16 protein-coding genes are annotated in these 13432 nt (G+C 60.6%); 4 read left to right on the top strand and 12 right to left on the bottom strand.

Going from position 1 to position 13432, the window contains the following annotated elements; translation table 11 throughout:
* Positions 1-36 precede the first annotated feature (36 nt).
* On the top strand, positions 37-810 hold the full coding sequence (locus ACR0KX_RS10380) for a Hint domain-containing protein (protein WP_480708382.1): 774 nt from the start codon (positions 37-39) through the stop codon (positions 808-810).
* Positions 811-865: 55 nt separating this feature from the next.
* On the opposite strand, the gene ACR0KX_RS10375 is transcribed toward ACR0KX_RS10380, so the two are convergent.
* From ACR0KX_RS10375 to ACR0KX_RS10340, 8 genes are all read right to left on the bottom strand, one after another.
* A complete protein-coding gene (locus ACR0KX_RS10375) occupies positions 866-3067 on the bottom strand; it encodes a 3-hydroxyacyl-CoA dehydrogenase NAD-binding domain-containing protein (protein WP_170622082.1) in 2202 nt (733 codons plus the stop codon).
* On the bottom strand, positions 3060-3548 hold the full coding sequence (locus tag ACR0KX_RS10370) for a cupin domain-containing protein (RefSeq protein WP_170449345.1): 489 nt from the start codon (positions 3546-3548) through the stop codon (positions 3060-3062). Before ACR0KX_RS10370 ends, ACR0KX_RS10375 begins: the two co-directional genes overlap by 8 nt.
* Positions 3548-4759, bottom strand: coding sequence for an acetyl-CoA C-acetyltransferase (locus tag ACR0KX_RS10365; protein WP_170449347.1), 1212 nt, complete (start codon positions 4757-4759; stop codon positions 3548-3550). The genes ACR0KX_RS10370 and ACR0KX_RS10365 overlap by 1 nt, the downstream gene beginning before the upstream one ends.
* Positions 4760-4770: 11 nt before the next feature.
* Positions 4771-5409, bottom strand: a complete 639-nt coding sequence (locus ACR0KX_RS10360; RefSeq protein ID WP_170449349.1) for a glutathione S-transferase — start codon at positions 5407-5409, stop codon at positions 4771-4773.
* Between the two features lie 276 nt (positions 5410-5685).
* Entirely contained in the window at positions 5686-5898 is a 213-nt protein-coding gene (locus ACR0KX_RS10355) for a hypothetical protein (RefSeq protein ID WP_005981899.1), read from the bottom strand.
* Between the two features lie 55 nt (positions 5899-5953).
* On the bottom strand, positions 5954-7735 hold the full coding sequence (locus ACR0KX_RS10350) for an acyl-CoA dehydrogenase C-terminal domain-containing protein (protein WP_170622081.1): 1782 nt from the start codon (positions 7733-7735) through the stop codon (positions 5954-5956).
* A gap of 42 nt (positions 7736-7777) precedes the next feature.
* Positions 7778-8179 (bottom strand): MerR family transcriptional regulator, encoded by a 402-nt coding sequence (locus ACR0KX_RS10345; protein ID WP_170449353.1) that lies wholly within the window; start codon positions 8177-8179, stop codon positions 7778-7780.
* Between the two features lie 247 nt (positions 8180-8426).
* Entirely contained in the window at positions 8427-8795 is a 369-nt protein-coding gene (locus tag ACR0KX_RS10340; RefSeq protein WP_170449355.1) for a MerR family transcriptional regulator, read from the bottom strand.
* Between the two features lie 116 nt (positions 8796-8911).
* Between ACR0KX_RS10340 and ACR0KX_RS10335 the strand changes: the two genes are divergently transcribed.
* The 3 genes from ACR0KX_RS10335 to ACR0KX_RS10325 are packed head-to-tail and all read left to right on the top strand — an operon-like array spanning position 8912 to position 11170.
* Complete coding sequence (locus ACR0KX_RS10335) at positions 8912-9331, top strand: PaaI family thioesterase (RefSeq protein WP_170524846.1); 420 nt, start codon at positions 8912-8914, stop codon at positions 9329-9331.
* Positions 9332-9850, top strand: coding sequence for a PaaI family thioesterase (locus tag ACR0KX_RS10330; RefSeq protein ID WP_170449359.1), 519 nt, complete (start codon positions 9332-9334; stop codon positions 9848-9850).
* A 3-nt stretch (positions 9851-9853) separates the two neighbouring features.
* A complete protein-coding gene (locus tag ACR0KX_RS10325; RefSeq protein WP_170622080.1) occupies positions 9854-11170 on the top strand; it encodes an MATE family efflux transporter in 1317 nt (438 codons plus the stop codon).
* Here the strand turns inward: ACR0KX_RS10325 and arsC are convergent.
* Genes arsC through ACR0KX_RS10305 form a run of 4 tightly spaced genes read right to left on the bottom strand, consistent with a single transcriptional unit; the run spans position 11167 to position 13326 of the window.
* Entirely contained in the window at positions 11167-11508 is a 342-nt protein-coding gene (gene arsC / locus ACR0KX_RS10320) for an arsenate reductase (glutaredoxin) (RefSeq protein WP_170622079.1), read from the bottom strand. The genes ACR0KX_RS10325 and arsC overlap by 4 nt on opposite strands.
* Positions 11505-12563, bottom strand: coding sequence for a quinone-dependent dihydroorotate dehydrogenase (locus ACR0KX_RS10315; protein ID WP_170622078.1), 1059 nt, complete (start codon positions 12561-12563; stop codon positions 11505-11507). The genes arsC and ACR0KX_RS10315 overlap by 4 nt, the downstream gene beginning before the upstream one ends.
* Positions 12560-12991, bottom strand: a complete 432-nt coding sequence (locus tag ACR0KX_RS10310; protein WP_170622077.1) for a DUF1330 domain-containing protein — start codon at positions 12989-12991, stop codon at positions 12560-12562. Before ACR0KX_RS10310 ends, ACR0KX_RS10315 begins: the two co-directional genes overlap by 4 nt.
* Complete coding sequence (locus tag ACR0KX_RS10305) at positions 12988-13326, bottom strand: DUF952 domain-containing protein (protein ID WP_170622076.1); 339 nt, start codon at positions 13324-13326, stop codon at positions 12988-12990. Before ACR0KX_RS10305 ends, ACR0KX_RS10310 begins: the two co-directional genes overlap by 4 nt.
* Between the last annotated feature and the right edge of the window lie 106 nt (positions 13327-13432).

The following is a 13432-nucleotide window of genomic DNA, read 5'->3' as shown; positions in this document are numbered from 1 at the left end:
TGCATCGTTAGTTTGTGCCACAAGGGGGTGAGGCACGTGTTTGAAGTAGTGAGTGTTTCGGGGTTTTCGGATCAATCTGGTGACGTTGATTTCGCCGACCCGAATAAAGCGGTAAATGCACGCCGTGGCGGTCTGTTGCACGGCACCAAGGTTGCCACCACCAGTGGCTGGAAGCTGATCGAACGGGTTGCCGTGGGCGATCTGGTGCGAACTTTGGATAACGGGTTTCGCGAGGTGCGCCGGATTTCGACCTGTTGCGTCGTCATTCCGGCCGATGAAACCCGCGCCGATTACGTGCCGATATTTGTACCCGCACGGGCGACTTATAACGGGCGGCCTGTCTGGTTGATGCCTGAGCAGGGCATGGCGCTGGATCTTGGGAAACTCGATCCCGACGCGGCGGGTGTCTCGGTCATTCCGGCCCGGATGTTGAACGGCGCGTGCCGGATGTCGGCGCAGGTGCCGGGGTCATCGTTCCAGGTGACGACTTTGTTTTTTGACACGGATGAGGTGATCTTTGTCGAGGGCGGGCTGCAGGCCTTTTGCCCGGCTGGTCGGTTCAGCGCCCGTTCAGCACAGGATCACGCGCCCTATAGGGTGGCGGATGAACAGACCGCGACGGCTTTGGTCAATTCGATTGCAATCAGGGGCGACGTCTCAGCCCTTGCAAACCCGTTGGGTGCACTGCCTGCACCCATCCCGCAGGAACCGATTTTCCCGATCCGCCCGCCATCCGGCATGCGCAGGCCGGGGCGTCCGGGCAGGCCCAATGCGCCTGTCCTGTTTCTGCGGCCTGAATGGCAGACCTAACCAAACACGAAAAGAACGATGCAGGCGCGTGACACCACGCGCCTGCATCACTTGATCAAGCGGCTTTGGCTTCGGGGTCGAAGCGGCCATAGAAGGTCTGACCTTTCTCGGCCATCTCACGCAGCAGCGGCGGGCAGGCAAAACGCTCGCCATAGGCCGCGGCTAGTTGGTCGCAACGCTCGGCGGCGTAAGGCGCGCCGATGATGTCCAGCCAGCTGAGCGGACCACCGGACCACGGCGCAAAGCCCCAGGCCAGAATGGCGCCCACATCGCCTTCGCGGATGTCTTCCAGAACGCCTTCTTCCAGCGCGCGCACCGCTTCCAGAACCTGCGCGAACATCAGACGTTCCTGCACTTCGATCAGGTCGGGCTGATCCTCGGCCAGCGGATACTTGTCCTGCAGACCGTTCCAGTACCCGACGCGCTTGCCCTTTTCGTCATAGTCAAAGAAGCCCGCGTTCGATTTGCGGCCCAGACGGCCCTGTTCTTCCATCCAGAAGATTAGATCATCCGAGGGGCTTTCGGGATAGGCATCGCCCATCGCCGCCTTGGTTGCACGTGCAATCTTGGCACCCAGATCGATCGAGGTCTCATCGGTCAGCTGAACCGGACCCACAGGGAAGCCCAACTGACGCGCGGCGTTGTCGATCAGCACGGGGCTGACGCCCTCGGTGATCATGCGCGCACCTTCGTTGATGTAGGGGATGATGCAGCGGTTGCAGTAGAAGAACCGCGCATCGTTGACCACGATGGGCGTCTTCTTGATCTGGCGCACATAGTCCAGCGCCTTGGCGACCGCGCGGTCCCCGGTTTCCTTGCCCTTGATGATCTCGACCAGGAACATCTTCTCGACGGGCGAGAAGAAGTGGATGCCGATAAACTGATCGGGACGCGCCGAGGCTTTGGCCAGATCGGTGATCGGCAGGGTCGAGGTGTTCGAGGCAAAGATGCAATCCTCGGGGATGATCGCCTCGACCTTCTTGGTCATCTCGGCCTTGACGCCCATATCTTCGAAGACAGCTTCGATGATCAGGTCACAGCCTTTCAGGTTGTCCAGATCCGGGGTCGCGGTGATGCGGCCCAGCATGGCCTCTTTCTTTTCAGCGGTGACCTTGCCGCGCTTCATGCCCTTGTCCAGATAGGTCTCGGTATAGGCCTTGCCCTTGCCGGCGGCTGCTTGATCACGGTCGACCAGAACCACTTCCATACCGGCCTGCGCCGACACCAGCGCGATGCCCGCACCCATCATGCCCGCGCCCAGAACGCCGATCTTCTTGACCGACTGATCGGGAACACCAGCGGGACGCACAGCGCCTTTTTCCAGCGCTTCCTTGTTCAGGAACAGCGAGCGGATCATGGCACCCGAGGACGGGTTCATCAGCACGGATGTGAACCAGCGCGCCTCGATCTTCAGCGCGGTGTCGAAATCGACCAGAGCGCCTTCGTAAACCGCGCTCAGCAGCGCCTTGGCAGCCGGGAAGGCGCCTTGGGTCTTGCCATGCACCATCGCCGAAGCTCCGACGAAGTTCATGAAGCCCGCAGGATGGTAGGGCGCGCCGCCGGGCATCTTGTAGCCCTTGGCGTCCCAAGGCTTGACGATATCGCCGTCCTTGGCGTTCAGCACCCATTCCTTGGCCGCAGCCATTGGGTCTTCGGCGATCTCATCGATGTAGCCTGCGCCCTTGGCTTTCTTGACGTCCAGCATCTTGCCTTCCAGCAATAGCGGAGCCGCCGCAATCGCGCCAACCTTGCGCACCATCCGCGTGGTGCCGCCCGCGCCGGGGAAGATGCCGACCATGATCTCGGGCAGGCCGAACTTTGCCTTGGGGTTTTCGGCGGCAAAGATGCGGTGCGTGGACAGCGGCAGTTCCATACCGATGCCCGCGGCGGTGCCGGGCAGAACGGTGGCAATCGGCTTGCCGCCCTTCTTGGTCTTGGGGTCCATGCCCGCAAGCTCGATCTTGCGCAGCAGGGCGTGCATCTGCATCGTGCCCTCGAACAGACCCTTGGCCGGATCGTCGCCCGCCTGTTCCTTCATCACCGCCAGCAGGTTCAGGTCCATGCCACCGGCAAACGACCCTTCCTTGCCCGAGGTGATGACGATGCCCTTGACCGCGTCATCGGCCAGCGCATCATCGATGCAGCTGCTCAGTTGCGCCAGCCCGTCAAAGGACATCACGTTCATGGTTTTCCCGGGCACATCCCAGGTGATGACGCCCACGCCATCAGAGTCTTTTGTCAGAGTGAATTCAGTCATTGTCATCTCCAATCTGGTCAGCCGTCAGCGGGCTGCCGTCTTTGCGGGTAAAGCGAAAGCCGTCGGCATCGAACTTCACCATCATGTCTAGGTCGCTGTAATAGCCGGTCTCGGTCGGGGTCCGTGTGCCCACCACCAGAAAGGTCGCGGGCGCATCGGTTTTGTTCACAAGGTGGTGGCCGTTGGCCTCACCTGCGGGAAAAGCGGCGCAATCACCGGGCTGCATCTCATGCTCACCATCATCGTCGATCAGGGTACAGGTGCCGCTGAGGACGATGGCGAACTCGTCCTGTTCCATGTGATAATGGCGCAGCGAGGACAGCCCCTGCGGTTCCAGCCGCACGATGTTGACCCCGTACTGGGTCAGCCCGCCAGCATCCCCCACAGGCTGGACAAAGCGGCCATCGCCTGCCTTTGCCAGCTTGCCGGGATAGCCCGAACCGCCCCTGAATGGGATCTGAGAGAGATCCAGCTTGGGCATCAGACCCTCTCGATGATGGTTGCCGCACCCATGCCGGACGCGATGCAAAGCGTTGCCAGACCCATTTCCTTGTCCTGACGCTCAAGCTCGTCCAGCAGCGTGCCGATGATCATCGCACCGGTTGCGCCCAGCGGGTGACCCATCGCGATCGAGCCGCCATTTGGGTTAACCAGCGCCGGATCGACGTCAAACGCCTGCTGGAACCGCAGCACGACCGAGGCGAAGGCTTCGTTCACTTCGAACAGGTCCAGATCGCTGATCTTCATGCCATTGTCGGCCAGAATCTTCTCTGTCACCGGAACAGGGCCGGTCAGCATGATGGTCGGATCGGTGCCGATCTTGGCGGTCGCCTTGATACGCGCGCGCGGTTTCAGGCCGTATTTCTCGCCAAACTCCTTGTTGCCGATCAGCACAGCAGCGGCCCCATCCACGATGCCCGAGCTGTTGCCCGCGTGGTGGACGTGGTTGATCTTTTCCAGATGCGGGTATTTCAGCATCGCTACCTTGTCAAAGCCCGGCATCTGCTCGCCCATCATCTGGAAGGACGGGTTCAGCGAACCAAGGCTTTGCATGTCGGTGCCGGGGCGCATGTACTCGTCGCGGTCCAGAATGGTCAGCCCGTTCTGATCCTTGACGGTGATGACCGATTTCTCGAACCGGTTGTCCGCCCAGGCCTCTGCGGCACGGCGCTGCGATTCAACCGCCAGCGCGTCCGCGTCATCGCGAGTAAAACCATATTCGGTGGCAATGATGTCGGCCGAAATGCCCTGCGGCACGAAATAGGTGCCCATCGCCAGCGAGGGGTCCACGGCAATCGCCGCACCGTCGCTGCCCATGGCCACGCGGCCCATCATCTCGACACCGCCGGCGATATAGGCCTCGCCTGCGCCGCCTTTGACCTGGTTCGCCGCCAGGTTCACCGCTTCCATGCCCGAGGCGCAGAAACGGTTGATGGCCAGACCGGGGATCGATTCATCCAGATCCGAGGCCAGAACAGCCGAGCGCGCCAGACAGCCGCCTTGCTCCATCACCTGCGTGACGTTGCCCCAGATCACGTCCTCGACAGCGTGGCCTTCCAGATTGTTACGCTCTTTCATCGCGTTCAGGGTCAGGGCGGACAGGCGCACCGAGGTCACCTCGTGCAGGCTGCCATCCTTGCGGCCCTTGCCGCGCGGGGTGCGCAGGGCATCATATATGTAAGCTTCGGTCATGAGACTTCTCCTTAAGCTCGATCCGACGGGTTGCCGGGCATCAGGTCATAGGGGTGTTTCCAGCCGGGCTGTGCGCTGAGACGGGTCAGCCAGGCATCGATATGGGGCCAGTCGGCACGGTCAAAGCCGAATGGTTCGGGGTAATACAGATAGCCGCAGCAACTGAGATCCGCGTTGGTGACGCCATCACCAACAATCCAGTCACGGCCTTCCAAATGGGCATTAAGGACTTCGTAAGCCGCTTTCAATCGCCCCTGATTAAACGCAATCACATCCGGGTTACGGTGTTTTTCCGGCAGGAAATTGACCAGAAACCGCGTCAACCCGGCCATCGAGCTGAGCTTGTGGTTGTCCCACAGCACCCAGCGAAGGATCTCGTAGTTCTCGTCCCGGTCCTTGCCGCCGAACTTGCCGGATTTTTCGGTCACGTAAGCCTGAATGGCGCCGGACTGGCTGGTGCGAAAATCGCCATCGACAAGAAACGGGGCTTCGCCCATCTCGTTGGCGTCCTTGCGGAACTCTGGCGTGCGGGTCTCACCGTTGAAGAAGTCGACAAAGACCGGCTCCCACTGCAGCCCGGACATCTCCAACGCCAGCGCCGCCTTGTAGCTGTTTCCGCTTTCTCCGAAGCAGTGCAGTTTGATCGTCATGCGATTGCCCCTCCCAAGGCGCATGTGGTCAGGTTGGAATTGAGTATTTGTAAAAAGATGAAGTGAGGACGTTTACCATTTATCAAACCGGATCTGTTTCACTCGGCTTGCGGTACAGGCTGGAGAGCCGATGACCGCAAAAGGTGAAGTCGTCCCTGTCCTGATGGCGAGTGCGCCCGGTGGCAGGGGCGCATCACGTCTTCATCTTTTCAGAAATACTCCCGCCGGAGGCGTCCGGCCCTAAGGCCGTAGCAGGCAGTTGGTTGGTGCGTGCCCTCACCGTTTTCGCGCTTCCAGCTCAGAGTTGAAGATGCGCAGACGGTGGGTCAGATTCTCCTCGTCAATCACGCTGTTGAAGTTCTCGAACAGAAAGGACAGCGCCTCACCTTCATCCAGACCGGCCTCACGGGCGAAACCCTTGAGTTTGCGATACCCGTCTTCAGTCATGGCGACCGGAAAACGGCGGGTCAGGCGAAAACGTTTTGGCATCTTGTATCCTCTCAATAGCTGGGCCCGGGCATGAGCGCCCGGACCCAGACTGAGATCAGAAGCTCGCCGCGTCCAGAGCCATCACAGTGTCCGCACCGGTCTGGATACGGGCCAGATGCAGCGTCGTGGCGGGCAGGCGGCGGGCCATGTAGAAGCGACCGGTATTGATCTTGGTCTCGTAGAACTCTTTGTCCGACGCACCATTGTCCAGCGCACCCTGCGCGGCCTTGGCCATCTGCGCCCACATCAGGCCCAGGCAGACATGGCCGAACATATGCATGAAGTCATAGGATCCCGACAGCGCGTTGTTGGGGTTCTTCATGCCCTGCTGCATGAAATACATGCCAGCGGCCTGCAGATCCTTCGACGCAGCCTTCAGCGGTTCGATGAACGCCTTGTCATAAGCTTCGTCCTGGCCCGTGTTCTCTTTGCAGAACCCCTTGACCATTTCGAAGAAGGCCATCACGTGCTTGCCGCCATCCTGTGCCAGTTTGCGGCCCACCAGATCCAGCGCCTGAACGCCGTTGGCGCCTTCGTAGATCTGGGCGATACGGGCGTCGCGGGTGTATTGCGACATGCCCCATTCCTCGATGTAGCCGTGGCCGCCATAGATCTGCTGCGCCTGAACCGTCATGTCGTAACCCTGATCGGTCAGGAAGCCCTTGATCACCGGTGTCAGCAGCGAAATCAGACCGTCCGCGTCCTTGTCACCCGAGCGATGCGCCTTGTCGATCATCGTCGCGCCCCACAGGATGAACGCGCGCGCGCCTTCGGTAAAGCTTTTCTGATCCATCAGGTTGCGGCGGATGTCGGGGTGCACGATCAGCGGATCGGCGGGGCCGTCCGGGTTTTTCACGCCGGTCACGTCGCGGCCCTGTAGGCGGTCCTTGGCGTATTCGACGGCGTTCTGATAGGCGGCCTCGGCCTGCGCCAGACCCTGCATGCCCACACCCAGACGCGCTTCGTTCATCATGGTGAACATGGCGCGCATGCCTTTGTGTTGGTCGCCCAGCAGCCAGCCGGTCGCCTCGTCATAGTTCATCACACAGGTCGAGTTGCCGTGGATGCCCATTTTCTCTTCGATCTTGCCGACCGAAACACCGTTGCGCTCGCCCGGGGTGCCGTCTTCGTTCACGATGAATTTGGGCACGATGAACAGCGACACGCCTTTGATGCCTTCGGGGCCGCCGGGGATCTTGGCCAGCACCAGATGGATGATGTTGTTGGACATGTCGTGATCGCCAGCCGAGATAAAGATCTTCTGACCCGAGACCTTATAGCTGCCGTCTTCCTGCGGTTCCGCCTTGGTGCGCATCAGGCCCAGATCGGTGCCGCAATGCGGTTCGGTCAGGTTCATGGTGCCGGTCCATTCGCAGCTGACCATGTTGGGCAGGTATTTGTTCTTCTGCTCGTCCGAACCGTGCGCCAGAATGGCCGAGGCCGCGCCGTGGGTCAGGCCCTGATACATGGTGAAGGCCTGGTTCGCGGCCGAGAACATCTCGCCCACAGCAGTACCGATGACATAGGGCATGTTCTGGCCGCCATATTCTTCCGGCATGTCGAGGCCAGTCCAGCCACCTTCTTTCACCTGCTCGAAAGCGTCCTTGAACCCGGTCGGCGTGTAAACGATGCCGTTTTCCAGCCGACACCCTTCGGTGTCGCCCACGGTGTTCAGCGGATGCAGCACATTCGCGGCAACTTTGCCTGCTTCTTCCAGAACTGCGCCGGTAAATTCGGCTTCCAGTTCATCATAGCCGGGAATATCCGACTGCGAGACTTTCAGAACGTCATGCAGGATGAACTGCGTGTCTTTGGTAGGCGCGTTATACACGGGCATGGAAAGCTCCCTTAATTCATATTTCCAGCCGGCAGGCCGAGGTTACTCGGCTGCCTTTTTTTCCTGTTTCATCGAGGCGATGACTTTTTCGCCCCAACGCAACTGTTCTTTCAGATCGTCGATTGCCTGCGTCAGTTCTTCGCGGCGCGATTCCATGTCTGCCAGACGGTCGCACGCGATCTCGTAGGTGCGGGTCATCTGGGTCAGTTGCTGATCGCCCACATGGTACAGATCCAGAAGCTGGCGAATTTCCTCCAGGCTGAACCCGAACCGCTTGCCGCGCAGAATCAGCTTCAGCCGCGCGCGGTCGCGTTTGGTGAACAGGCGTTTCTGACCCTCGCGGATCGGAAACAGCAGTTCCTTCGCCTCGTAGAACCGCAAGGTACGGGGCGTGACATCATAGGTCTCGCACATCTCACGGATGGTCATCAGATCTTCGGTCATTCGTCATACTCTCGTCACTGGCGTCACTGGACATGACTTGCGCAGTTGCTGGTCGCTTTACAACATGAGAGTGACGTTTACGTAATCCAAACGCTGCGTCATTTCCAAGTTGACGTAACTTCCGAACGCGTAAACAGACTCAGGGGCAATTTTATTTCCCCTGCGTCAACCGGGAATCGGGGCGGACGCCGCCAAAACCACTGGCAGATTTATGGGCTCTTGCGGCACCCGGCAGGCATTGAGCCTGTCAGTTCAGAGATTTTGCTGTCTGGTCGCGCAGGCGCTTGAGCTCGCCCATCGCCTCGTCCAGTTGCTGGCGTTGCTGGTTCAGTTCGTCCATCTGGCGGTCGGCCATTTCGACAAAGGCAGCCATTTGCGCCTCGTTGCCCTGATCTTCATAGATCAGCAGCCACTGACGAATCTCTTCCAGCGGAAAGCCGAATTTGCGCCCGCGCATGATCAGCGTCATGCGCGCGCATTCGCGGGGGCCGTAAAACCGCGACCGGCCTTCCCGATCGGGCTGCAACAACTCGATATACTCGTAGTAACGCAGGGTACGCGGAGTCACATCGTACTCAGCGCACATCTCTTTGAATGACAAACGGTTGTCGGACATTCCTGGTCTCCTTGGCAGCACCGTAGGGTGTCATGAGGACGAGCGCAACAGGCGGGCTTGCCCTTTGCATCGTCCGCGGCTCATAAAGGGGCAACTTGACGACAGGAGCCAAATGTATGGCGGATATCTCAAAATTTGCGCGCCAGTTCATCCAGGCCATTCCTCACGCACAAGCACTTGGGTTAGAGCTGACGTATATTAACAATGGTGAAGCGGAAATCACCATGCCTTACAACGAGGCGCTGGTTGGCGATCCCCGGACCGGTGTCATCCATGGTGGTGCCGTATCGACAATGCTGGACACGTGCTGCGGCGCAGCTGTGATGAGCAATCCGGTGAAGCCGACAAGCACCGCAACCATCGATCTGAGGATAGATTACATGCGCGCCGCAAAGCCGGGCCAGACCATCACGACACGCGCCAAATGCTATCATATCACGCGGAACGTGGCCTTTGTACGGGCCACGGCAACCGATGAAGATCAGGACAATCCGGTCGCCACCGCATCGGGTGCCTTCACCGTGGAGGTCAAGTAAATGGCGCGTGCACGTCCCGAACCCATGCAGGTTGTCAAACAGCGCCGGGATGCCGCGCTGACCGCTTTGGTCGAAGGTGTTCCGTATATCCGCTTTCTCAATATCAGCTTCGACCGGCGCGGAGATGAGCTGACCGGCGTTCTGAATTTTGACGAAAAGTTGATCGGAAACCCGCTATTGCCCGCCCTGCACGGTGGCGTGACGGCGGCGTTTCTTGAGGTCACAGCCCTCATCACCCTAAGCTGGGAACGTCTGTTCCCCCGGATCGAAAGCGGTGAGCTGGATGTTGCGGATATTCTGAAATCGGAAGAGACACGCTTTCCCAAGACGATCGATTTCACGGTGGATTTCCTGCGCTCAGGCCTGCCGCGCGACGCCTATGCCCGCGCCTTTATCAACCGATCCGGTCGGCGTTATGCCTCGGTTCGGGTCGAGGCCTGGCAGGACAATCACGACAAGTTGTTCGCGCAGGGCACAGGGCATTTCCTGATCCCCCAAAGCCGCTCTGACAAGAGCTAAGGAATGCACGATGCCCCGGCACCCATAACGCACGGGCGGGTGCTGAAGATCGCGGTTCCGATTGTGCTGTCCAACGTGACGGTGCCGATTCTGGGTGCGGTGGACACGGGCGTTGTCGGGCAGATGGGTCAGGCTGCGCCGATTGGGGCCGTGGGGATCGGTGCTGTGATCCTGTCTGCGGTCTACTGGATATTCGGCTTTCTGCGCATGGGCACCACCGGCCTTGCCGCGCAGGCGCGCGGGGCAGGGGATTTGGCCGAGATGCGCGCCCTGTTGATCCGGGGGCTGATGCTGGGTGCGGCCGCCGGGATGATCTTTATCGTCGCACAGGTTGCGATTTTCAGCGGCGCGTTTCTGCTGTCTCCGGCCAGCCCCAAGGTCGAGGCGCTGTCCCGGGCCTATCTTGAAATTCGGATCTGGGGGGCGCCAGCCACCATCGCGCTTTACGCGGTAACCGGATGGCTGATCGCGGTCGAGCGGACGCGGGGCGTGTTCCTGCTGCAAATCTGGATGAACGGGCTGAATATCGCTCTGGACCTGTGGTTTGTTCTGGGCCTCGGTTGGGGCGTTGAAGGCGTCGCCATTGCAACCCTGATCGCCGAGTGGACGGGGCTGGCGCTGGGGCTGTGGTTGTGCCGCGACGGGTTTCAGAACCGGATCTGGCGCGATTGGTCGCGTATCTTCGATGCGGCCCGTCTACGGCGGATGCTGCAGGTTAACAGCGATATCATGATCCGTTCAGTCCTGTTGACCGGTTCCTTCACAACGTTCCTGTTTGTTGGGGCCGATCTGGGAGACGTCAATCTGGCAGCCAATCAGGTGTTGCTGCAATTTCTGGAAATCACCGCCTTTGCGCTGGACGGGTTTGCGTTTTCTGCCGAGGCGCTGGTCGGTGGCGCAGTTGGCGCGCGGGACCGGTTTCAGGTCCGGCGCGCCTCTGTCTTGTCGTCGCAATGGGGTGTCGGCGGGGCCTTTCTGCTGGGCGCGGTTTTCTATTTCGCCGGACCTGCGCTGATCGATCTGATGTCCACCTCGCCCGAGGTACGCGAGGCCGGGCGCGCGTTCCTGTTCTGGGCGGCGATTGCCCCGGTCATTGGCGTGGCAAGCTGGATGTTTGACGGCATCTATATCGGCGCCACCTGGACCCGCGAGATGCGCGATGCGATGCTGCAATCGGTGGCGGTCTATATCGTGGCCCTGTTCCTGCTGGTGCCCAGCTTCGGCAACCACGGGCTGTGGGCCGCGCTTATGGTCCTGAACCTTGCGCGCGGTGTGACCATGGGCTGGCGCTATCCCCGGCTTGAGGCTCAGGTCGCTTAAAGCAGGTCCAGCAGGTTTTCCGGAGGGCGCCCGATGGCAGCCTTATCGCCCGCGATGGCAAGGGGGCGTTCGATCAGGATCGGGTTCTCGGCCATGGCTTTGATCAGTTCCGCGTCTGGTGCATCTTTTGACAGGCCCAATTCCTTGAATCGCTTCTCGCCCGTGCGCATCATCTGAACAGCGGATACGCCCAGAAGGGCCTGAGCCGCGCGCAATTCCTCGACCGAGGGGGCATCTTCAAGATATTTCCGAACCTGAACCTCCGCACCGCGCTCTTCCAGCAGGGCGAGACCCGTGCGGGATTTTGAACAGCGCGGGTTGTGCCAATATTCGATCACAGCCAATCCTCTCGTTTGCTACCCACGGCCTGCGCGACCGAGTCGAACCCGTCGCGCGCCAGCAGGGCATCCAGCCCCTGCGCGATCTCCGCTGCCAGTGACAGACCGCCATAGACCATTGCGGTATAGAACTGCACCGCAGACGCCCCGGCGCAAATCTTGGCATAGGCTTGTTCCGCCGTGCTGACGCCGCCGACGCCGATCAGAGGGATGTTGCCGCCGGTGAGGTGACTCAACCGGGCCAGAACGCGCGTCGATTTCTCGAACAAGGGCGTGCCCGACAGGCCACCTTTTTCGTCCTTGTGCGCACTGCGCAGACCGTCTCGGGACAGGGTGGTGTTGGTTGCGATTACCGCATCCACGCCGGTCTCGGCGGCGACCTCGGCGATGTCCTGCAATTCGGCCTCGGTCAGGTCTGGCGCGATTTTCAGGAAGATGGGCAGGGGGCGGGGCAGGGCATTGCGTGTCTCGATGACACCGCTCAGCAGTGCGCCGAGCGCGGCTTTGCCCTGAAGATCGCGCAGCTTTTCGGTGTTGGGGGATGAGACGTTGACGGTGGCAAAATCCAGATGCGAGGCGCAATGGGCCAGCACTTTGGCGAAGTCTCCGGGCCGGTCGTCGCTGTCTTTGTTTGCGCCAAGGTTCAGGCCGATCACCGCATCCTTGGGACGGTTCGCCAACCGTCCGGCCATGACCTCCATTCCGTCATTGTTGAACCCAAAACGGTTGATGGCGGCCTTGTCCTCGATCAGGCGGAACAGGCGGGGCTTGGGATTGCCGGGCTGTGGGCGCGGGGTCACGGCCCCGACCTCGACAAACCCAAAGCCCGCGCGGGACAGAGGGGTCAGGACCTCTCCGTTCTTGTCAAATCCAGCGGCCAGACCCACCGGGTTGGGCAGGCGCAGCCCCGCAACTTCGGTGCTCAGCCGGGCCGAGGTGATCGGCCCCGGCGCCGGGGCCAGCCCGGCTTTCAGTGCCTTGATCGACAGCCCGTGGGCGGTTTCCGGATCCATCCGGTGCAGGGCGGCCAGCCCGAGTTTTTCGGTCAGTTTCATCCGAAGGACGCCCCGCCCTCGGTCGAACCGCAGCGGATCAGGCGCGAGGTTTCGACCGCCGCCTGACGATGCACAACAGCTTTTTGATAGTCGGGGTCGGTGACCATTTCCAAAAACACATGGGCGCTGGGATAACGGGCGATGAACACTGCATCCCACGCTTCATCCGTCGGTCCGATTAAGGTTGCCTGAAACACGCCGCGCCACAGGATCGACGCGCCCAACCGGGCAATGATGGGGGCGGTCTCAAGCCCGTATTTGCCATAGGCATCCGCCCCGGTCAGGTCGACCCCGGCCAGTTCGTGACCCGCCGGATAGGCGGCCTTGGCGCGAAACTTGACCAGATTCAACATCTCGATGGGGTGATCGCGATCCAGCGTCTTGAAGGTTTCGAATTGCTCGCGTTCGGGATCGATATAGGCGGTCATGCCATCTCCTTCGGGAAGTGGTGGGTTTGGCCATCAAAGGGCAGCGCGCGCGACCAGACCACATCACTCATGCGGATCTGGCGATAGAGATGTGGGAACAGGGCCCCGCCACGCGACACCTCCCATTTCAGGTCATCGCCCATGGCATCCGCGTCGCAGGCCAACAGGGTCAGCCCGTCGATACCGGCGAAATGCTTGGCTGCGGTTTCAGCCGCCTGTTCAGCGGTGGAAAAATGCACGAACCCGTCGGACAGATCGATCGGAGCCCCGTCCGATGCCCCATTGGCCTGCAACTCGGCCCATTCATCGGCCCGGAAAATTTTGTAGATCAGCATGTCTTGGGTGATGCCTCGCGCTGCGGGGGGAATCAAGTCGGATTTGCCCCTTTGACTCTTTCCCGTCCACAGCGCACGATCTGCGCAATCAAAGATAGGGAGTATT

Source organism: Ruegeria sp. BG5, assembly GCF_056538425.1.
This window is presented reverse-complemented; position numbering and strand designations above follow the sequence as displayed.